The sequence below is a fragment of the Brevibacterium sp. JSBI002 genome (genome assembly GCF_026013965.1).
In the GTDB taxonomy this organism is placed as follows: Bacteria; Actinomycetota; Actinomycetes; order Actinomycetales; family Brevibacteriaceae; genus Brevibacterium.
This window is the reverse complement of the sequence record NZ_CP110341.1, coordinates 3,194,251-3,213,802: the sequence shown is the minus strand read 5'-3', so window position 1 is coordinate 3,213,802 and position 19,552 is coordinate 3,194,251. Positions and strand designations below refer to the sequence as shown.

The window sequence follows — 19,552 nt, the reverse complement described above, 5'->3', positions numbered from 1 at the left end:
GTGACTCCTTAGATTGATGGACTGGAGTCATGAACTCACCACTGGCGAAAACCGCACACACGCTGACATCGAAGCGCGGTTCGTGGCTCGTCCTCGGCGGGATCGTCGTCCTCGTCGCTCTGCTGTTCGGACTCCTGTCCGGGTCAGGGGAGGACCGGCCCAACGAAACCGCTCCGGCCGACTCCGAATCGACTCAGGCACAGAAGATCCTCGACAAGTTCCCCGAGGCGGACAAGCAGTCCGTCATGGTCGTGGCCTCGAACGAGGACGGATCCGAACTCTCCGCCGACGACCAGGCGCAGCTGAAGGAGCTCGGCACCTCGCTCGGCGATTCCGTCGGCGAAGAATCCACCGAGACCGTGACCGGACCGATCCTCAGCGACGACAAACAGGCCGCGCTGCTCATGGTGCCCATCGCGGTCGGCCTGACGAACTCCGACACCGCCGAGACCGTCGACGATCTGCGCACCGCCATCGCCGATGACCCGACCGCCACCGGACTCACTGATGATGGCATGTCACTGCTGGTCACGGGTGGTCCCGCTATCGGCGCCGATATCGCCTCGGCGTTCAACGGCGCAGACTTCACCCTGCTTATCGTCACCATCGTCATCGTGGCGCTGCTGCTCATCATCACCTATCGCTCGCCGATCCTGTGGCTGCTGCCGCTCATCGTCATCGGCACCGCCGACGGACTCGCCTCGACCGTGACCGCGGCCGTCGGCGACTGGCTGAACCTGCAGTTCGATGCGGGCATCATCAGCGTCCTCGTCTTCGGAGCCGGCGCGAACTACGCGCTGCTGTTCATCTCCCGCTACCGCGAGGAGCTGCGCCGTTTCAGCGATCACCGCGTCGCTCTCGCCGAAGCCTGGATGCACACCGCGTCGACGATCCTCGCCTCGAACCTCACCGTCGTGTTGTCCCTGCTCAGCCTCGTCTTCGCGATCATCCCCGGCACCCGCGGCCTGGGCATCACCGCGGCCGTCGGCCTGCTCATCTCCGCAGCCGCCGTCCTCTTCGCGCTGCCGCCCGTGCTTGCCATCTGCGGCAAGAAGATGTTCTGGCCCTTCATCCCGAAGGGCGAAGACACCGCGGACGAAGAGCTCACCCCCACCGAGGCGGCCGCCACGAACCATGGAACCGCACCGACAGGTGCGCGAGACGGTGGAACCGCACCGCGAGGTGCGGCGAGGCCCTCGATCTGGCGGACCATCGCCACCCGCGTAGTGCGCAAACCGGGGCTCCACCTCGGTGCCGGAATCGTCATCCTCGGTGTCATGGCCACCGGTTTCATCGGATCGTCGATCGGTCTCGATCAGACCGAGAAGTTCCGGGTCCAGTCCGAATCGGCGCAGGGACTCGACGTCCTCGCCGACCACTTCCCGCCCGGCGAATCCCAGCCGATCTGGATCGTCGCCGATACCGACCATGCCGATGAGGTCGCCGATTCGGTCAGCGATATGAACGGCGTCGTGCGCGCCTCGGCGATCGAGGACACGACAATCGACGGCGCTTCCGTCACGAAGATCATGGTCACCGGCGAGTACGAACCCGACAGCGCAAAGGGACTCGACCTCGTCAAGGACATCCGCACCGATGTCCACGCTATCGACGGAGCGAACGCTCAGGTGGGCGGTGCCGCGGCCACGGAACTCGACGCCCGCGACGGCAACCAGACGGACTTCTTCACGATCGTCCCGATGGTCCTGGCAATCAGCTTCATCATCCTGCTCGTCATCCTCCGTGCACCCATCGCGGCGTTCACCCTGCTGCTGGTCAACGTGGTCTCCTCCGCGGCGGCGATCGGTCTCGGAGCATTCCTGTCACGGACGATCTTCGGACAGTCCGCCCTCGATGCACAGGTGCCGATTCTCGCGTTCCTCTTCCTGGTGGCGCTCGGCATCGACTACTCGATCTTCCTCGCCCACCGGGCGAAGAAGGAGTCCGTCTTCCACGGCGGACGCCAGGGCATGGTCGAAGCCGTCGCCCACACCGGCGGCGTCATCACGAGTGCCGGCATCGTCCTCGCCGGAGTGTTCGCGGCACTCGGCATGCTGCCGCTCATGGTGCTCGGCCAGCTCGGCCTCATCGTCGGAGTCGGCGTGCTCGTCGATACGATCCTCGTGCGCACCGTCATCGTGCCCTCGATCTTCGGACTCATGGGCGACAGGATGTGGTGGCCCAACAAGGCCATCACGCACTTCCACGAGCGTGCGGCAGCTGGTGCGGCTGGTGCCGGCACGGCAGAGGCGTCGGATAACGGATCGGCAAGCGCGGGCAGCGGTTCTGCCGCAGGATCGGCCGAGGTCGCCGGAGCGGATGCGACCGGACACGGTGAGCACTCCACTCACCTGCTCGCCGAAAGTAAGTTCGCGGACATGGGCTCCGGTGCTCACCACGGCAAGCACTGAGCTGAACCGCCTGGCGCGAGCCGAGCAGGCATACGCAAGCAGACCACCGGTCAGAGTGAGTTGAACAGGCCCGGGCGACGACGCAGATCGTCGCCCGGGCCCGCTCGGTTTCCGCATCGGACGGCGCAGATGTCACACCACCGGGGTTCCGGATGTGATTGAGTTGGCAGGGAGATCATGACAGCACAGGATCACCGCTTCGGCGCATTTGTCGCCGGGGCCGATCTGCAGGAAGGTGGCAGCGTGGGCGCACGCAGATGGACAGAGCGGACGATGGAGTTCGGCCAGCACGCCATCGCCCTCGTCCTCATGCTCATCTCCTGCATCCGCGCAGTCTCCACCGGTGCGCCGATGCTCGCCGCCGTGGCAGTGAGCATCGTCTTCCTCGCTTGGTACGCCTTGGGCGCCGTGCGTGCGGCACGGTCCGGTGCGCTGGTGCTGGCGAAATGGTGGCTCATCGTCCTCGCGGTATCCTGGTTGTGCACGCTGCTCGTCTCCGCCGAGTTCATCTGGGTCGCCTTCCTCCTCTGGCTGCTCGCCGGCCACCTCTTCTCCCTCCGCATCGCCATCGTCTTCACCGCACTCACCTATGTCGCGACGATCGTCGCCCCGCTCGCGCACTACGGGCAGGTGCCGACCCCGAGCATCATCGGCTCTCTCATCGGCGCCGTCTTCGCACTCGGGCTTTCGCGCGGCTATATTGAACTGCTGCGCGAGGGCCGTCACCGGGAGGAGCTGCTGCGCTCCCTGGAACTCGCCCACCAGAATCTGCTCGACCTCCAGGATGAGCTGGCGCTGACCCAGCGGCATGCCGGTGAGATCCAAGAGCGCACCCGCGTCTCCCGCGACATCCACGACACGATCGCGCAGTCGATCTCGTCGATCCGTCTCATCGCCCACGCCGAGGCGGAGCGCACCACCGATCACCACGCCGGGCAGGTGCTCGCCCAGGTCGAGGACCTCGCCGCACAGAGCTCCCGGGACGTCCGCCGCATCATCGCCGCCCTTGCCCCGGCCGAGCTTGAGGACGGGGCGCTGACCGCGGCGATCCGCCGGCTGCTCGCCAGGTTGGAGGAGGACAGTTCGATCACGGGCCGCCTCGACGTCGACGAGACCTTGCCGACCCTGTCCGCCGAGGCGGAGGTGGCGCTGCTGCGGACCGCTCAGTCGGCGCTGGCCAACGTTCGACAGCATTCGCAGGCCACACGAGTGATGGTCAGCCTCATGGATCTCGACGGGGCGATCAGAATGGACATCGTCGACGACGGGGTCGGAATGGCCGATCCGCACAATCGACAGCGGAATCCGGATTCGGGTTTCGGTCTCGACTTCATCGGTTCGAGGATGCGCGAACTCGGCGGTGAGCTCGTCATCGAGTCGAGTCAGGGATCCGGCTTCGCCATCTCCGCGACCCTGCCCAGCCAATCCAAGCTGCACACCCGGGGCGAGGGACTCAGCACCGCCGCCGAGAGAACGGGCGTGGATTCGGCCGGCCGCCTCGGCGAGGGTGAACGCAACACAGGTGAGACACGCGATCCAGGAGAGAACGCATGAGCATTCGAGTCATCCTTGTCGACGATCACCCGGTCGTTCGGGCGGGCCTGAAGTCCGTCATCGACGCCCCCGACCACATCGCTGTGATCGGCGAGGCCGGCAGCGGAGAGGAGGCGCTGACGATCGTCGACGAACTCGACCCCGACGTCGTCCTCTGCGACCTGCGGCTGGGGGAGGGGATCGACGGCATCGAGGTGACGAAGCGACTGCGCGCGAAGTCGAATCCGCCGGCGGTGCTCATCCTCACCACCTTCGACCTCGATTCAGAGATCATTGCCGCGATCAATGCCGGGGCCTCGGGCTACCTGCTCAAGGACATCGACCCGGGGGACATCTCGACGGCGATCGAGAAGGCAGCGAAAGGTGAGACATATATGCCTCCGGAGATCTCGTCGAAGGTCTTCGCTGCGATGCGCAATCCCAGCCCGAAGCTCACTCGGCGTGAACGTGACGTCGTCAGACTCTTGGCTACGGGAGCGTCGAACGCGCAGATCGCTCAGGAGCTCTTCGTCACCGAGGCGACGGTGAAGAGCCACCTCGTCAACGTGTTCACGAAGCTCGGGGTGGACTCTCGCGCCCGCGCCATCCGCGTCGCCGAGGACCAAGGGCTCGTGTAGGGGTCGTGCTTCTCGCAACCTCCGCCGAAAAACGGGCTGAGCGTCGAGAAACGCGTGTGCACCCCCGTTTCTCGACACGCAGCCCGTTTTTCGGCGAGTGCGCGGTTCTAGGAGCACCACACCCGAAGTGCCAATGTGAATGCCGCCGCATATGATCAAGCTATGGATCGGGGTATGAGCAGGAGAAACGCATCATGAAGCGGATGTGGGCAGCGGTCGTGGCAACTGGCTTTGTAGCACTGAGCGGGTGCAGCAATGACAACGGTGAGCCAGCGGGGATACCGTCGCCGACGACCACCCCGACCCTGGCCGAGCCAGTCGAGCTTGACTACTACGCGTCAGTGATCACCGACAACGGATCAGATCTGGCCCTCGTCGGGGACTGGATGAGCCAGAAGCTGCGAGTCGTCGACGCCAAGGGCGACGAGAAGTGGAGCATCGACTCCAACGGCAATGAAGACGACGGAGGTGGCACTGAGGCCTATTCGGCAGGTGAGAACGTCATCGTCCACGACTACTCCGGTGCAACGACGGCCTATTCGTGGACCGATGGGCAGAAAGCCTGGTCCTTCGACCTCCCAAGCACTGCCGGTTCCTGCCGCCCCGTCCAATCCTTTGGGTCGCAGTCGACGAGCGGGAACAGCCGCCTCGGCGAGGGGGACCTCATTCTGATCGAGAACATTTGGATGGACGCAGAGGAGAACTGCGAGCCGTCGGCCGACGGGAACACCGTCCTCTACGCGCTCGACCCGAAGACGGGGAAGGAAGCCTGGCCGGCGCTGTCGCTGGGTGAGGGCGGGCAGACCTTCGGCGGTCGCCTCATCGAACTGGCACCCGACCGCAAATCCGGGGTCATGTCGTGGATGGACGGGGACGAGTCGATGGTCACGCGGGTGGAACTCGACGACGGCTCGCACACGTCCATTCCCATCACCGAAGCCCGCGAGATCGACGACACGGGAGCCGACTACTTCACCGTGTATCCGACGGACGATCCTGCCAGCCTCACTTACGTCTACGGGTCGATGGACGGTGACGATCCGATGAGCTCGACAGTGACGCGAGCGGCGAAGTTGAGTATTCCTGCGGTTGTGAAGCCGTCCGATTCGGCCACGCTGGCTACCACCGAACAGTCCGCAAGAGTGAGTATGGAAGATACTTTCGACGCCGTCTGCAGCACTGCATTGAGCTTCACCGCAGACGGCAAAGCAGCGTGTCTGCAGACTCAGCTGTTCGCTTCGGCGGTGAAGTACCAAGGATCCGACGGCGCGTCGACGGATGGTATTCCGACGCTCCGGAAGCCGCGGTCGCCAGGATCGGCGGTCTTGGCGGTCCACAGTGGGAGCCCGTCGACCACGGAGATCAGACGCTCGTCGTCGTTCCCGCAGCAGATAGCGGGATCGCCGCATTGGATGCTGCGACTGGCAAACCAGTGTGGACGACCGGCGGGCCCAAACTGCGTGAAGAAGGCGAAACGGGAAGCTGGGGTGGGCAGGGCGTACTTCCCGACGTCGGGTTGGTCGTCGTCACCGATAACAAGAAGACGACGTTCTTCAATGCGAAGACCGGCAAGCCTGTCAGCGACCATCGGCCGGGGACTACGCCGAACTGACTTCGAGCGGGCGATTCGCGATCGCGACGGACGAGGACACGAGCACGATGTGGGCTGTCATCGACAAATAACAGCGTTGGGCGGGTGGCCCCACCGACGTCCTATCCGACTGTCAGATGAATAACTGATAGGTAATCACCTTGCTGTCACACCAGGTGAGAGGCGCAGACGCTCGGGGTGGAGAACGCCGCAACGCCCGAATCGGCCCGTCTCAACTACGGAGTTTCACTTCCTACCGGTAGTCTGTTCCCTGCACATCCGGACAGCCGCGCGCTCGTGCGGCGCAGTCCAGGTCGAGACAGCGGAGGTGACATGGCAGGCGAAGACGAGACGTTTCCGCCCCGCCCGGTGACCCCGCCGAACCGCCGCATCGGTGCATTGTCCGGCAATACCAAGGGCATCAGCACGTCCACAGGCACCGCCACCGAGGCAGCTCCCGGCCGATCCGCGGAAGCTGACTCCCAGCAGCCCCTGGTCCCCAAAGACCCTGCAACCGCGCAGTCCGGGGACGCCGATGACGACGTGGACGCCTCGGCGTTGGACATCACCCTTCCTCACGTCGGGGAACTCGAATCGGCCAGCGAAGACGCCATCGTCGACCCCTCCGAAGCGGTGCTTGAGAGCATCGACCTCGATACCTGGAAATGGCCCGAGTTCTTCGCCTTTGCGCTTACCCGGATGCAGGAGATCTTCCCGACCGGCGGCATCCCGCGCGGCATCGGACCTGTGCGCGAATACGTCACCGACGACAACGACTTCCGCCCGCTGACCATCGACCGCGAGAAGTGGCCGGCGATCGACGAAGATTGGACCACTGTCGGCGACGTCCTGGCCAACACCCACACCGACGCCTGGCTCGTCACCCGCAACGGGGTGGCACTGGCCGAGGAATACGCCTGGCCGATGAAGCCCGCCCGCCAACACATGCTCTTCTCCGTGAGCAAGTCCATCGTGGCCACCGTCATCGGAGCGCTCGCCGACGCCGGGCTGCTGCGCCCCACCGACCTCGTCACCACGCATGTGCCCGCTCTGGCGAAGAGCGGCTACGCGGGGGCAACCATCCGCGACCTGCTTGACATGCGCTCGGGAATCAAGTTCTCCGAGGAATACCTCGAGAAGGATTCGGAGATCCGTGCCCTGTTCGAAGCCGTTGATTTCGCGCCGCGGACAGCCGCCTCGGCGAAGGGGATCAAGAACTTCCTCACCGGACTGACCAGCGAGCGTGACCACGGATCGGCTTTCGTCTACCGCAGCTGCGAGACCGATGTGCTCGCCTGGATCGCCGAGGCGGTCACCGGCCAGCCGTTCTCCATCGTCACCAGCGAATACGTGTGGTCGAAGATCGGCGCCGCCCACGCTGCCCAGGTCTGCCAGGACCGGTGGGGCGGATCGATCGCCGACGGCGCCATCAGCGCGACCTTGCGCGACCTCGCCCGCTTCGGCGAGATGATCGCCCGCGGCGGCACCACCGAAAACGGAGAACGGGTGCTGTCGGCGGAATGGGTCGACGACATCTTCACCGGTGCCGAGGACTCGGCGAAGATCTTCGCCGTATCCCCGTCGGGGCGTTCCTATCCGGGCGGCATGTACCGCAGCCAGTTCTGGCTGCCGTCGGCCAGCCGGGACGTCGTCATCGGCATCGGCATCCATGGCCAGATGCTCTACATCGACCGCGCCACGCAGACCGTCGGCATCAAGCTCTCGAGCGACCCCGAACCGGTGAGCCTCGCCGCCCAGCACGGCACCTTGGCCATGTTCGAGGCCATCGCCGAGGCGGTCCCACCGATTCCGTCCGAGCCGACTTCTCCTGCCCCCACCGAGGCGGCTCCCCGAAACGCTGCAGCGGGCACCGCGCCCGTGGCGCCCGCAGCGCCGAACGCAGCTGTTCCCGCCGCGCCGTCGGCGGCTGCTCCCGCCGATCCGAGAATCGGCATCCCCGAGACGGAGAGCGCCGAAGCTTTGGCCGCGGAGTCCGTGCCAGCTGTTGCGGCACCGGCCGAAGCGGTGCAGGCGGCTGCGGAATCCGTCGAATCGGTCCCTGCGCAGACTTTGCCCGCCCCGGCGGAGGACGCCCCCGTGGCGCCGGCTCCGGCAGACCCGATTCCAGCAGCTGCGGATCCTGTATCTGCAGCGCCCGTGTCTGCGCTGGATGAAGCAGCGGTTGCACCTCCTGAGGTCACGCCTGCCGCAGCCGCACCTCAGGAACCGCCTCTGCCGGGAGCGCAGCCTGCCCCTCTCATCGGCCAGAACACGCTGTACTGAGCCCGAGCGGTTCGCGTGTCTCCTGCGGGCGGATCCACCTCGAAACAGTGCGGATACTCGAAGCGGATCCACCCACAGGAGGCACACCGACCGCAGTCCCGTCCGGCGTAGCTGTGTACGTGTCGATCCGCCTCTTAGGTGACAATTCCGTAGCGATTGGTGCGGGGACTCGGTAGCGTGAGGATCGGAATGACACCGATCACAGGAGATGCGACCATGACCGATTTCTTCGACCGCGAGACCGACGGCAAGTACGACAGGGCCTACAAAGAGACCACTCCCGACATCCTCAAGGCCTTCGGCGAGTTCAACAACGCCGTCTTCGCTTCCGAGGGCCGTGAGATCCCGCTGAAATACCGCGAGCTGATCGCCTGCGCCGTCGGCTTGACCACCCAGTGTGCCTACTGCATCGATGCGCATTCGAATGCCGCCGTCAAGGCCGGCGCCACGGAGACCGAACTGGCCGAGACCGCCTGGACTGCCTCGGCGCTCCGTGCCGGCGGAGCCTACGCCCACGGCCGTCTCGGCTTCAAGCTCACCGGGGTCCACGAGCACTGAGTCCGCCGAGTCCCGATTGCCTAGACTGAGATGCGATCATGATTGACGACCCCCGCACGCTTCCACGCAGAACACCCCGTTTCCGCCCGCACCGCATCCTCGTGCTGGCACTGGACGGGGTGTCTGCCATGGATCTCGGCGTCCCCGTCCAGGTCTTCGGGCGGGAGTCGAACGCAGCCACAGACCGCACCCGCGCCGAGGCGGCCCCACGCTCCCAGCCGAATCCGAGCGGTGAGGCGGCTTCCGCCGTGCCCAGCGGACGGCCGACGACCGTGCCCGCAGGCAACTGGCCCTATGAAGTCGAGGTCTGTGGCATCACCGCAGGAAAGGTGACCGGTTCGGACGGGCTCGACTATTCCGTCGACCAGGGACTTCACGCCCTGGAGACCGCGGACACGATCATCCTGCCGGGTGCTACCTCGGCGGTGGCAGAAGAACCTCCGGCCTCGGTCATCGGGGCGCTCCTCTCGGCATTCGAACGCGGCGCGCGGATCGCTGCCATCTCCACCGGCACCTTCGTCCTCGCGCGCACGGGACTGCTCGTCGGACGACGCGCCACCACGCACTGGTCGACGGCGAAGGAGCTCGCCCGACGGTTCCCCTCGATCAAGGTCGACGAAAACGTCCTCTTCATCGACGAAGGGCAGCTGCTGACCTCCGCCGGAGCCGCCTCGGCGATCGATCTGTGCCTTCACCTCATCCGCAGCGATCACGGTGTCGGACTGTCCAATCAGGTCGCCCGCCGCCTCGTCGCGGCCGCCTATCGAAGCGCAGGCCAGGCGCAGTACGTGCCGCGCAGCGTGCCGGACCCCCTCGGCGACGACTTCGCCGACACCCGCGAATGGGCGCTTCAGCACATCGGCGAGAAGATCACCCTGCACGATCTCGCCGCCAACGCCGGAGTCTCCGTGCGCACCTTCTCCCGCCGCTTCGTCGAAGACACCGGCTACACACCCATGCAGTGGGTGCTCAGAGCTCGGGTCGACCTGGCTCGCGAGCTCTTGGAGAACTCCGACCTGGGCATCGAACAGATCGCTGACCAGGTGGGCCTCGGATCGGGTGCGAATCTGCGGATGCATTTTCAGCGCATCCTCTCGACCTCCCCGAACGACTACCGCCACTCCTTCCAGGGCTGAGAAGAGCCCTCTTCTCGACGACTTCCCGCGTCGTCCTACATCGGCAATTCCACAGTTGCATCGCCGGCTTTCAGCGACCCGGATCACACGAACATGAGGCTGGCTAGAAACTTTCGACCTTTGGCAATACAACTGGCGATAATCTTGCGTAGATTGTCTGGTTGGCCACTGTTGACGTTTGTGGAAATCGCCCATGATGGAGATATCAAGACGAATCCCGTGTTCAACATCTACAAGGAGTGACATTGACTCGCATCGCCATCAATGGTTTCGGTCGCATCGGACGCAGCACCCTGCGGGCCCTGATCGAGCGCGGCAGCGAGCTCGAGGTTGTGGCCATCAACGACCTCGGCGCCGTCGACGATCTCGCTCGGCTGCTGAAGTTCGACACCACCCTCGGACGCTTCAATCACGACGTCGAGGCCACCGAGGATTCCCTCATCATCGACGGCAAGGCCATCAAAGTCTTCGCCGAGAAGGATCCGGCCAAGCTGCCCTGGGGCGAGCTCGGCATCGACATCGCCCTCGAATCGACCGGCCGCTTCACCAAGGCCGACAAGGCCAGCGCCCACATCACTGCCGGCGCGAAGAAGGTCCTCGTCTCCGCTCCCTCGAAGGGTGCCGACGTCACCCTCGCCTATGGTGTGAACAGCGAGGCGTACAAGCCCGAGCACACCGTCATCTCCAACGCCTCGTGCACGACGAACGCCCTGGCTCCGCTGGCCAAGGTCCTCGATGACCTCGCCGGAATCGAGCAGGGCTTCATGACCACCGTCCACGCCTACACCGGTGACCAGATGGTTCAGGACGGCCCGCACAAGGATCCCCGTCGTGCCCGTGCCGCTGCCGAAAACATCATCCCCACTTCGACGGGTGCGGCCAAGGCCATCGGCCTCGTCCTCCCGCAGCTCGACGGAAAGCTGTCCGGCGACGCCATCCGCGTGCCCGTCCCGGTCGGCTCGATCGTCGAGATCAACACGACCGTGTCCCGCGAGGTCACCCGCGACGAGGTGCTCGACGCCTACAAGAAGGCCTCGGAGGGCGAACTCAAAGGAATCCTCGAGTACGAGGACGAGCCCATCGTCTCCTCCGATATCGTCGGTCAGCCCGCTTCGTCGATCTTCGACTCCGCACTCACCCGCGTCGTTGGCAACCACGTCAAGGTCGTTGCCTGGTATGACAACGAGTGGGGCTTCTCCAATCGTGTCGTCGACAACCTCGAGTTCATCGGCAAGAACTGACGTTCTCCGCTGATGTTTCCCGGCGCTCGTCGCCGGCGACATTTTCGGCGCCGAGGTGGTCCCTCGGAGTCAACGGATGCACCTGTGGCCTCGAATCCGCTCAATGCGGATTCGAGGCCACAGCCTTGTGATGACTCAGCCGCCCTTGTGGTGACTCAGCCGCCGGAACTTCACTGACGACGCCTGGTCGCTCAGCATCCTTTAGCGGAGAGCTCAGACGTCGTCGGCGCCGGGGGTGCCGCCTTCGTCTTCCCAGCGTTCGATGGCGCGGACCTTTGCGCGGCTGAACTTCAGACGCACGCCGTAACCGCCCTCTGAGCCGTCGGGAATGAACCGCGCGCCGTACTGTTCGAGGGCGAGGATGAGTCGCCGCTCCTGCTCAGCAGTCAGGTCCGCTGTCCCCTTTTCGTAGTCCTTGAGTTCGGACTTGTCGATCTCAGCTTTGTCTGCCACGTGCTTGGCTGAAACCTGGCAGAGGATCCGCGTTGCGCGTGCCAGCGGGCCATCGATGACGATCTCTTCTGTGCTCATGGTCCAACCATGCCAGAGGCCTGATGGTGTGCCAAGGCAGAGGGTCTCTTCTGGGGTGGCGGTTTCCCCTGGTGAGACGGTGCGTGGCTGGATGCGGTCCAGAGAAATGCACCTCTCACGCATTCATATGAATGATTCGTTCTATTCGTCTCCGATCAATATGTGTCAGTGCCTCCGGATAATGTTTCTTCATGCCTTCGACATCGGAGTCGGGGGTGACGCATCGCAGGGTGCGATGCATGACGGAAGGTCAGAACAATGGAGATCACGACCAGCAGCATCAGAGAATTGGCGTGGAGCTGTGAGGAGTTCCTCGATGACCGAGGGGAGCCGCGATCAATCAGCTATCCGGGCAGTCTCGCTCTGTGTATTCTCGACGCGCTCTATTCGACGGGTTCGCACCCGACTGCGGTCGACAACGTCACCGATCGCTATATCGAACGGCACGGAGAATCCGATGGGGCGAAATCTCTGCGGTATTCGATCGCAGAGGCCGGCGGGCCCGAGGTATGGGCACGGGAGGTGATCTGCAATGTCAAGCCTGCCAATGTGCAGCCGGGTGCCGTGCTCAGGGCCGAGGTTGTCGACCGTGCCACACGAGTGATGGCAGATCATGGCATAGACACCGTTGAGCAGCTGCTCGCCGCCGTCGGAGAAGAACCGTGTATTGGGCCTCAAGCCAATGTGGTGGCAAAAGCTTGGAGGGCGCTTCCCAGTCAGAGATCGGGGTTCTCATGGCGCAACCTGCTCATGATCGCCGGCTCCCCGCACTTCGATATCGACTACCGCGTGAAGGGCTATTTCAATCAGATTGTCGGGTGGTACCCCATAGCCACGGACGAGTATGTGCTTGAACTGATCGGCGCTGCCGCCGATTTCCTCGGTGTTGAGGAGCACGAGATCCGGCGAATCGTCTGGCAGATCTCGCGCAGTCGGCTTCGGCCGAATCCTCGACGCGAGAGGTGCCCTTGGCCGTACGGCGTCGAGCTCGAGGCAGGCGAGGACGTCGACTATGAGTCGTGGGAGTCGTCCTTCGGCTTCGAAGGTTCGGCGATCAGCTCGAACGACTGGTCTGGTGGGGAATACGTCGATTCACGCGGGAACGCTGCTCCTTTCTGACCGGTTCAGCTCTCCGTGTTGCGCCGATGCTGGGCTGCCAACCGCACCGGTGCGTTCGGAGCGCCGAAGCCGCGATAGCCGGTACGGCGTTCGACCATCTCGAAGAAGACCGAGCCGATCGTCGACGTGTAGAAATGGAGGAACTCGCCCTCGGCGTCATGGTCGTAGAGGATGTTGTGCTCGCGCAGCCGATCCAGCAGCTCCGGTGCGAGGTCGAAGCGTGCGGCAAGGTCCTCATAGTAGTTCTGCGGCACTGCCAAGAACTTCAGACCTCGCGCGACCGCGGTTGTCGCCGCGGTGAAGATGTCATCGCAGGCGATGGCCACATGCTCCGGGTAAGTCGCAGCAGGTGAGCCGGCACCTCGGCTCAACGCGTTGGGGCTGTGATCGGGGGAGACGTTGAGAGGCATCCTCACTGCCCCATCGGCGCTGGACATTACTTGGGAGCGCACGAGGCCGGAGGGGCTCGGCACGTCCTGGGACGGCAGTGCGGTCAGAGCAAGCAGGGAGGTGTAGAAGAGCACTGCCTCGTCGTAGTGATGGGCCGGCTGAGCGAGGTTGATGTGGTCGATAGCCGACTGTCGGTCGTCCGGGACGGTGCCGAACTCGTCGGTCCACTGCGGATCCTCACCATCTCCGTCGCCGAAGAAGACCTCTGACCCGTCGGGGGCGAAGACCCCACGCAGCACCTTCTCGTCGTGAGCCTGTTCGCGAGGGACCTCGGTCGTCGAGAGCAGGAGGGCGCGTTCCATTGCGGCATCGGCATCTGCGACGGCGAATCCGATGCCTCGCAGATAAGTTCCGGACGCAGTGGAATGTGCATCCGGAGTGGACACCGCAAGCGCGACGGTGGATTCGTCAGCCGGCACGATCGGCGCGTACTCCGGTTCGATGGGCTCGGTGAGGACGATTCGCGCCTGACCGCGTCGCCACAGCTGCACATGTGGTTTCGTGCGGTGGAAGCCGACGAACCGGAACCCGAGCTGGTGGATCTGCCGGGTGAGTGCGCCCAGGTCATCGGTGTTCAGTTCGACGTAGTCGATGCCTCGCGGCTCCGCGACCCGCGGCAGCGGCTGCAGGTCTAGCTGTAGGCGATCTCTTCCCCAGTCAGCGCCAGACGCACGGTCGTCAAAGGTCGCGGACACATTCGCTTCGAGCCACCGCAGGGAACGCAGTCCGTCGACGGCGGTGCGCTGGGTGTCGGCCTGTCGGAAGGAGTCGTTGAAGACTTCGAGCGACACCGGTCCGGCATAACCGGTCCCGGCGACGCGAGCGAGGAAGTCGGTGAGGTCCCACGAGCCTTCGCCGGGGAAGACTCGGTGGTGACGGGACCAGCTGAGCACATCCATCGACAGGGCCGGAGCGTCGGCGAGCTGGAGGAAGAAGATCTTCTCGCCCGGGATCTCGGCGATGCGTGACAGGTCCGTGCCGCGGGAGAGGATATGGAAGCTGTCGAGGCAGGTGCCGATGCGCGGATGGTCGGCTGCCTTGACGAGGTCCCAGGCGCGATCGTATTCGGAGACGAACCGGCCCCAGGCCAACGCCTCGTAGGCGACATCGATGCAGTATCTCTCTGCCAGATCGCCGAGGCGGCGCAGCTGATCGATGACGACCGCATCATCGTCGATGGTTGCGGTGGCGACGTTCGAGCACAGCAGGACCGTGGTCATTCCCATTCGACTCATCAGCTGGAACTTCGCCTCGGCCCGGGTCAGATTGGCAGCGAACTGCTCCTCATCGACGCCTTCGAAATCACGGAAGGGCTGATAGAGGTCAAGACTCAGTCCGAGGCCTGCGGCCAGTGCGGCGGTCGCTTCGGGGGAGTTGGGGGAGACGATGAGATCCTGTTCGAAGATCTCGACCCCATCGAATCCTGCCGTTGCGGCAGCCTGCAGCTTCTCCTCGAGCGTGCCTGACAGGCACACCGTGGCAATCGAGGTTCTCATCGTGACCTTTCCTCATGGACGACATCGATCTCTTCCAGGCTCAGCCCCTTTGTCTCCTTCGCCGTCATGGCGACCAGGCCGACGACGATGCAGACGCCCGCGGTGAACGCGGCGACCGAGACCCAATTCTCTCCTCCGGCACCGGCGACAGCGGAAGCGAGGACCGGAGCCAGACCGCCGGAGACCGCGAATCCGACCTGTGTGCCCAGGGCCAGCCCTGTCACTCGTGCCGTCGTCGGGAACATCTCGGCGTAGAACGAGGGCCAGATGGAATTGGCCAGCGAGTACGCGCAGCCGGACATGATGGCGCCGAAGACGAAGATGAGCGGCCAGTTCCCGGCCGAGACCGCACCCAGGTACGGGAACATCATCAGACCCGATCCGACGGCACCGGTGATGAAGACCGGCTTCCGGCCGAATCGGTCGGAGAGCAGCGCGGCCGTCGGGATCGCGAACAGAGCGACACCGTTGGCGATGACCGAGACGAGCAGCATGGTTGAACGTTCGAGTCCGACGATCGACGTGGCGAACGACAGCGACCAGACGGTGAAGACCATATTCACGGTGTTGACCATGGCGCACACGGCCACGCGGACGACCGCGGCCTTGTGCCACCGGAAGACCTGCATGAGCGGTGGGTTCTCAACCCGCGCCTCCTTGAATGCCGGCGGCTCCTCGAGCCCGCGACGGATGAGCCAGGCGGTGAGCACGACCAGTGCCGACAGCCAGAACGGTACGCGCCAGCCCCAGCTGAAGAGTGCTTCGTCGGGGAGGAAGGCAGTGAAGGGAATGAACACGGCTGTGGCCAGCAGAGTGCCGGCCTGAGTGCCGTGCAAGGTCCAGCTCGTCGTCCACGACCGCTTCTCCTCGTCCGAATGTTCGAGGGAGACTGAGATCGCGCTCGCCTGCTCACCCGAGGCCGACAGGCCCTGGATGATGCGGCAGAGCACGAGCAGGATCGGAGCCAACATCCCGACCTGGTCGTAGGTCGGCAGGCAGCCGACGATGAAGGTCGACACGCCCATCATGAACAGGGTGAGCATGAGGACGAACTTGCGACCGAAGCGGTCACCGAGCGGTCCCATGATGAGCGCGCCCAGCGGACGCACGACATAGGCGACCCCGACCGTGCCCATCGCCAGCAGAATGGCGATCCCCGGTGCGGTGGTCTCGGGGAAGAACAGAGTGTTGAGCACCAGTGCCGCCGCGGTCCCGTAGACCGCAAAGTCGTAGTACTCCAGGGCCGAGCCCGTCCAACTCGACAGGGCCGCGCGCAGCGGTGTCTTCTTCGTGGGGCGAGCTTCCTCGATCGCGTTGCTCATGCTTCCTCGCATTTCTCACTCTCAGGACTTATCGACGGCCTCGGCGCTGTCGAGCGTTCATCGGACCGACACTGTATTGCCATAGTGTGGCAATTATTGTTACATTGTGGTTTACAGTGTGATTGAGATGACATAGCCTGTCAACGTGGAACGCGGGAATTCTGCTTTCCGGACTCATGAACTACCTGCACACACACTGCCCCAGTACCACCGAACTGCCACAGCAACGCAAGGAGGCGAAGCATGCCGCCCAAGGGCTCGAACTCGGTGACGAAGACCTTCGAGATGCTCGAACTCCTCGGGGAATCACCCGAGGGGATCAGCGCGGCTCAGGCCGTCGAGACGACCGGCTACCCCTTCTCGACCGCCTACCGCCTCCTCGGAGGGCTCGTCGAATCCGGGTATGCCAGCTTCGAGGCGCGTACGAAGATCTACACCCTCGGGATGGAGGTCTTCCGCTTGGCGCAGAAGGTCGCGCACCGGCAAGGGCTGTCCGGAGCGACGAAGGACCTGCTCCAGGAGCTGACGAAGTCCACCGGCGAATCGAGCATCCTCGCCGTCCGTCGCGGCAATGCCGCTCTCACCGTGCTCACCGTCGACGGCCCGCAGTTCCGTACGACCACCGACCCTGGGGACGAATCACCGTTGCACACCTCGGCGATCGGTCAAGCTCTGCTCGCCCATGATCCGCAGGTCGATGCCACGGTCGCCTCCCTCGACCTCGTCGCCCGCACTCCGAACTCGATCACCGACCCGGCACAGATGCTCAGGCGCCTCGAACAGATCCGCACCGACGGCTGGGCGGGACAGTCCGAAGAGAACGACATCGGCATGAATGCCCTGGCCGTACCCGTCTTCGACCTCGACGGCACCCTGCTGGCCTCACTCGCGCTCGCCGCACCCGTTTTCCGCCGCAGCCTCGACGAGCTCATCGATTTCGTCCCCCGACTGAACGAAACCGCGGCCTTGATCGCCGCCCGATTCCCGAGGTGACCATGGTTGAACCGCACATCGAGCCCGAAATCCTCGTCCTCAACGGCCCCAACCTCAACCTGCTCGGGGAACGCGAACCGAAGATCTACGGCCGCACCACGCTGGCCGATATCGAGGCCATGTGTGCCGACACCGCCGCCGAGGCGGGGCTGGGCGTCCGCTGCATCCAGAGCAACCATGAGGGCGGGCTCATCGATGCCGTCCATGAAGCCCGGCACTCCACTGTCGGTGCGATCATCAACGCCGGCGCGTACACGCACACCTCCCTGGCCCTGCACGATGCGCTCAAATCCTACGACCACCCGATCATCGAGGTGCACCTGAGCAACCCGCATGCGCGGGAGGCCGTGCGCCACCACTCCTACCTCTCACCCGTGGCCGCGGCCGTCATCGCCGGAGCCGGTGCACAAGGCTACGTCCACGCGGTCGAGATCCTCATCGACCTCCTCACGAACGCGAAAGCGAGACTATGACCTCATCCCTCCTCCTCGGCCTCATCGGCGACGGCATCTCCGCATCCCGCACCCCGCGGATGCACGAGAACGAAGGTGCCGCGCACTCCATCCTCACGATCTACCGCACCATCGACATCAGCAGCCCCCACCTCGCCGAGGCGACACTGACGGAGCTGCTCACCGCAGCGATTCGCCTCGGTTTCGACGGGCTCAACATCACCCACCCGTTCAAGCAGCAGGTCATCGGCCTCCTCGATGAGGTCGATCCCGTGGCCGCGCGCATCAACTCGGTCAACACAGTCGTCATCGACGATGCCGGACGGACGACGGGATACAACACCGACGTCACCGGTTTCGCCGCCGGATTCCATGCCGGGTTGGACGGTGCCGCCACCGAGGCGGTCGTGCAGATCGGTGCGGGCGGTGCCGGCCGTGCGGTCGGGTTCGCCCTTGCCGAACTCGGGATCGGCGACCTCATCATCGCCGACACCGATGTGCAGCGTGCCGAAGGACTCGCCGCGGACATCGTAGAAACGTCAGCGGTCGGAACTCGGGCGCGAGCGATCGGGCTCGATGAGCTGGAAGGGGCGGCCGCCTCGGCGCAGGGGATCGTCAACGCCACCCCGGTGGGGATGAAGGCGTATCCGGGAACTCCGGTCGACACTTCCGTGTTCGGGTCGGATACCTGGGTGGCCGACGTCGTGTACTTCCCACTCGAGACGCAGCTGCTCGCCGAAGCCAGAGCGAAGGGCTGCCGCACGCTCGACGGATCGGGGATGGCGGTCAATCAGGCCATCGACGCGTTCGAGCTCTTCAGCGGCCGGAAGGCGAACCCGCAGCGCATGCGCGATACTTTCCTGTCCTTCGGAGCCTGATGCTCAGACCTGTTCCTTCTTCTGCTTGCGGTATTCCTTGAAGAAGCTGATGGCGAAGATGCCGACGATGAGGGCCAGCGTCAGCCACAGGGCGTACTTGTCGATGATCTTGAGGATGTCGACGGCGGCCTCTCCGAGCTGGTAGCCCAGGAAGGTCCAGATGAGCGTGAAGATGAGGCAGCCGAGGAGGTCGGCGACAAGGAACAGCGACAGCCGCATCCGCGTCCACCCGGCGACGAGGTAGACGAGGGTGCCCGGGATGCCCGGGCAGCGCGAGATCAGCGTCATGAGGAACAGCGCCCAGTTCGGGATCTTCTTCAGCTGGTTGATGCGTTTGAGCTGGCGTTCGTTCTGCGCGAAGAGCCGCAGCACACCGTCGCCCCACCAGCGACCGGCCAGCCAGAACGCCCAATCGAGTTTGGCCATGCCGATGAAGCCGGCGACGATGACCAGCCACAGCGGGATCTCACCGACCCTGGCATAGGCGGCGGCAGCGACGATCGAGGTCTTCGCGCCGTTGATGAATTCCTGGACGACCGGGGCATTGACGAGCATCCACGGTCGCAGCGGCATGAGGCCGAGGTAGATGAGCGGGACGCCGATGATGATGAACAGCAGCAGCTTGTCAAGGCCGGCAGCCTTGCCCTGCCAAGGTTTGATCGCCGCCCACGGATTCTCCTTGGACTCGGCCGCGGAGCTGGCATCCGGCTCGGTGGTCGCGGAAGCGTCTGCCTGCGCGGAACCGTCGTTCGGCTCGGTGGACTCGGGCGTCGTCGATGAGGAGTCTGCGGTTACGGGCTCAGCCTCGTCGCGGTCCGCGCGATCGTCGCTCATCGGTGGGCTCCTGCGGGTCGTCGTGGCGGTCGGCGCTTACGGTATCACAGGCGCCCGAACACTCCACCTAAGAAGACTCTCATCGC

16 protein-coding genes are annotated in these 19,552 nt (G+C 64.6%); 12 read left to right on the top strand and 4 right to left on the bottom strand.

The genetic code is table 11. The annotated features are described in order from the left end of the window. Positions 1-29: 29 nt before the first annotated feature. From LJ362_RS14615 to gap, 8 genes are all read left to right on the top strand, one after another. Positions 30-2,411, top strand: coding sequence for an MMPL family transporter (locus LJ362_RS14615; protein ID WP_264799758.1), 2,382 nt, complete (start codon positions 30-32; stop codon positions 2,409-2,411). Between the two features lie 177 nt (positions 2,412-2,588). Further along, the gene (locus tag LJ362_RS14610; protein WP_264799757.1) at positions 2,589-3,965 is read left to right on the top strand and encodes a sensor histidine kinase; all 1,377 of its coding nucleotides are present in this window, start codon (positions 2,589-2,591) and stop codon (positions 3,963-3,965) included. After that, positions 3,962-4,582: a response regulator gene (locus tag LJ362_RS14605; protein WP_264799756.1), complete on the top strand. Its 621-nt coding sequence runs from the start codon at positions 3,962-3,964 to the stop codon at positions 4,580-4,582. The genes LJ362_RS14610 and LJ362_RS14605 overlap by 4 nt, the downstream gene beginning before the upstream one ends. A gap of 194 nt (positions 4,583-4,776) precedes the next feature. Continuing rightward, the gene (locus LJ362_RS14600) at positions 4,777-6,318 is read left to right on the top strand and encodes a hypothetical protein (RefSeq protein WP_264799755.1); all 1,542 of its coding nucleotides are present in this window, start codon (positions 4,777-4,779) and stop codon (positions 6,316-6,318) included. Between the two features lie 188 nt (positions 6,319-6,506). Next, on the top strand, positions 6,507-8,456 hold the full coding sequence (locus tag LJ362_RS14595; RefSeq protein ID WP_264799754.1) for a serine hydrolase domain-containing protein: 1,950 nt from the start codon (positions 6,507-6,509) through the stop codon (positions 8,454-8,456). Positions 8,457-8,672: 216 nt separating this feature from the next. Next, positions 8,673-9,014 (top strand): carboxymuconolactone decarboxylase family protein, encoded by a 342-nt coding sequence (locus LJ362_RS14590; RefSeq protein ID WP_264799753.1) that lies wholly within the window; start codon positions 8,673-8,675, stop codon positions 9,012-9,014. Between the two features lie 38 nt (positions 9,015-9,052). Further along, positions 9,053-10,150, top strand: coding sequence for a GlxA family transcriptional regulator (locus LJ362_RS14585; RefSeq protein WP_264799752.1), 1,098 nt, complete (start codon positions 9,053-9,055; stop codon positions 10,148-10,150). Between the two features lie 245 nt (positions 10,151-10,395). Beyond that, on the top strand, positions 10,396-11,391 hold the full coding sequence (gene gap / locus LJ362_RS14580) for a type I glyceraldehyde-3-phosphate dehydrogenase (protein WP_264799751.1): 996 nt from the start codon (positions 10,396-10,398) through the stop codon (positions 11,389-11,391). A 213-nt stretch (positions 11,392-11,604) separates the two neighbouring features. Here the strand turns inward: gap and LJ362_RS14575 are convergent, their stop codons facing one another. Next, positions 11,605-11,922 carry an XRE family transcriptional regulator gene (locus LJ362_RS14575; protein WP_264799750.1) on the bottom strand — a complete coding sequence of 106 codons (318 nt, stop codon included), beginning with the start codon at positions 11,920-11,922 and terminating at the stop codon, positions 11,605-11,607. Positions 11,923-12,180: 258 nt separating this feature from the next. Between LJ362_RS14575 and LJ362_RS14570 the strand changes: the two genes are divergently transcribed. Further along, entirely contained in the window at positions 12,181-13,041 is an 861-nt protein-coding gene (locus LJ362_RS14570) for a hypothetical protein (protein ID WP_264799749.1), read from the top strand. A gap of 5 nt (positions 13,042-13,046) precedes the next feature. Here LJ362_RS14570 and LJ362_RS14565 read toward each other — a convergent pair whose 3' ends face one another. Further along, entirely contained in the window at positions 13,047-14,987 is a 1,941-nt protein-coding gene (locus LJ362_RS14565) for a bifunctional sugar phosphate isomerase/epimerase/4-hydroxyphenylpyruvate dioxygenase family protein (RefSeq protein WP_264799748.1), read from the bottom strand. Then, entirely contained in the window at positions 14,984-16,309 is a 1,326-nt protein-coding gene (locus LJ362_RS14560; RefSeq protein ID WP_264799747.1) for an MFS transporter, read from the bottom strand. Before LJ362_RS14560 ends, LJ362_RS14565 begins: the two co-directional genes overlap by 4 nt. A 243-nt stretch (positions 16,310-16,552) precedes the next feature. Between LJ362_RS14560 and LJ362_RS14555 the strand changes: the two genes are divergently transcribed. Genes LJ362_RS14555 through LJ362_RS14545 form a run of 3 tightly spaced genes read left to right on the top strand, consistent with a single transcriptional unit; the run spans position 16,553 to position 18,632 of the window. Beyond that, positions 16,553-17,302, top strand: a complete 750-nt coding sequence (locus tag LJ362_RS14555) for an IclR family transcriptional regulator (protein ID WP_264799746.1) — start codon at positions 16,553-16,555, stop codon at positions 17,300-17,302. A 2-nt stretch (positions 17,303-17,304) separates the two neighbouring features. Continuing rightward, complete coding sequence (aroQ, locus tag LJ362_RS14550; protein ID WP_264799745.1) at positions 17,305-17,775, top strand: type II 3-dehydroquinate dehydratase; 471 nt, start codon at positions 17,305-17,307, stop codon at positions 17,773-17,775. After that, positions 17,772-18,632, top strand: coding sequence for a shikimate dehydrogenase (locus LJ362_RS14545; protein ID WP_264799744.1), 861 nt, complete (start codon positions 17,772-17,774; stop codon positions 18,630-18,632). Before aroQ ends, LJ362_RS14545 begins: the two co-directional genes overlap by 4 nt. 3 nt (positions 18,633-18,635) lie before the next feature. Here the strand turns inward: LJ362_RS14545 and LJ362_RS14540 are convergent, their stop codons facing one another. Further along, complete coding sequence (locus LJ362_RS14540; RefSeq protein WP_264799743.1) at positions 18,636-19,466, bottom strand: DedA family protein; 831 nt, start codon at positions 19,464-19,466, stop codon at positions 18,636-18,638. Between the last annotated feature and the right edge of the window lie 86 nt (positions 19,467-19,552).

Excerpts from the sequence above, each read along its gene's own strand:
- LJ362_RS14615 (WP_264799758.1), top strand. The coding sequence starts at position 30 with ATGAACTCACCACTGGCGAAAACCGCACACACGCTGACATCGAAGCGC.
- LJ362_RS14610 (WP_264799757.1), top strand. The coding sequence starts at position 2,589 with ATGACAGCACAGGATCACCGCTTCGGCGCATTTGTCGCCGGGGCCGAT.
- LJ362_RS14605 (WP_264799756.1), top strand. The coding sequence starts at position 3,962 with ATGAGCATTCGAGTCATCCTTGTCGACGATCACCCGGTCGTTCGGGCG.
- LJ362_RS14600 (WP_264799755.1), top strand. The coding sequence starts at position 4,777 with ATGAAGCGGATGTGGGCAGCGGTCGTGGCAACTGGCTTTGTAGCACTG.
- LJ362_RS14595 (WP_264799754.1), top strand. The coding sequence starts at position 6,507 with ATGGCAGGCGAAGACGAGACGTTTCCGCCCCGCCCGGTGACCCCGCCG.
- LJ362_RS14590 (WP_264799753.1), top strand. The coding sequence starts at position 8,673 with ATGACCGATTTCTTCGACCGCGAGACCGACGGCAAGTACGACAGGGCC.
- LJ362_RS14585 (WP_264799752.1), top strand. The coding sequence starts at position 9,053 with ATGATTGACGACCCCCGCACGCTTCCACGCAGAACACCCCGTTTCCGC.
- LJ362_RS14575 (WP_264799750.1), bottom strand. The coding sequence starts at position 11,922 with ATGAGCACAGAAGAGATCGTCATCGATGGCCCGCTGGCACGCGCAACG.
- LJ362_RS14570 (WP_264799749.1), top strand. The coding sequence starts at position 12,181 with ATGGAGATCACGACCAGCAGCATCAGAGAATTGGCGTGGAGCTGTGAG.
- LJ362_RS14565 (WP_264799748.1), bottom strand. The coding sequence starts at position 14,987 with ATGAGAACCTCGATTGCCACGGTGTGCCTGTCAGGCACGCTCGAGGAG.
- LJ362_RS14560 (WP_264799747.1), bottom strand. The coding sequence starts at position 16,309 with ATGAGCAACGCGATCGAGGAAGCTCGCCCCACGAAGAAGACACCGCTG.
- LJ362_RS14555 (WP_264799746.1), top strand. The coding sequence starts at position 16,553 with ATGCCGCCCAAGGGCTCGAACTCGGTGACGAAGACCTTCGAGATGCTC.
- aroQ (WP_264799745.1), top strand. The coding sequence starts at position 17,305 with ATGGTTGAACCGCACATCGAGCCCGAAATCCTCGTCCTCAACGGCCCC.
- LJ362_RS14545 (WP_264799744.1), top strand. The coding sequence starts at position 17,772 with ATGACCTCATCCCTCCTCCTCGGCCTCATCGGCGACGGCATCTCCGCA.
- LJ362_RS14540 (WP_264799743.1), bottom strand. The coding sequence starts at position 19,466 with ATGAGCGACGATCGCGCGGACCGCGACGAGGCTGAGCCCGTAACCGCA.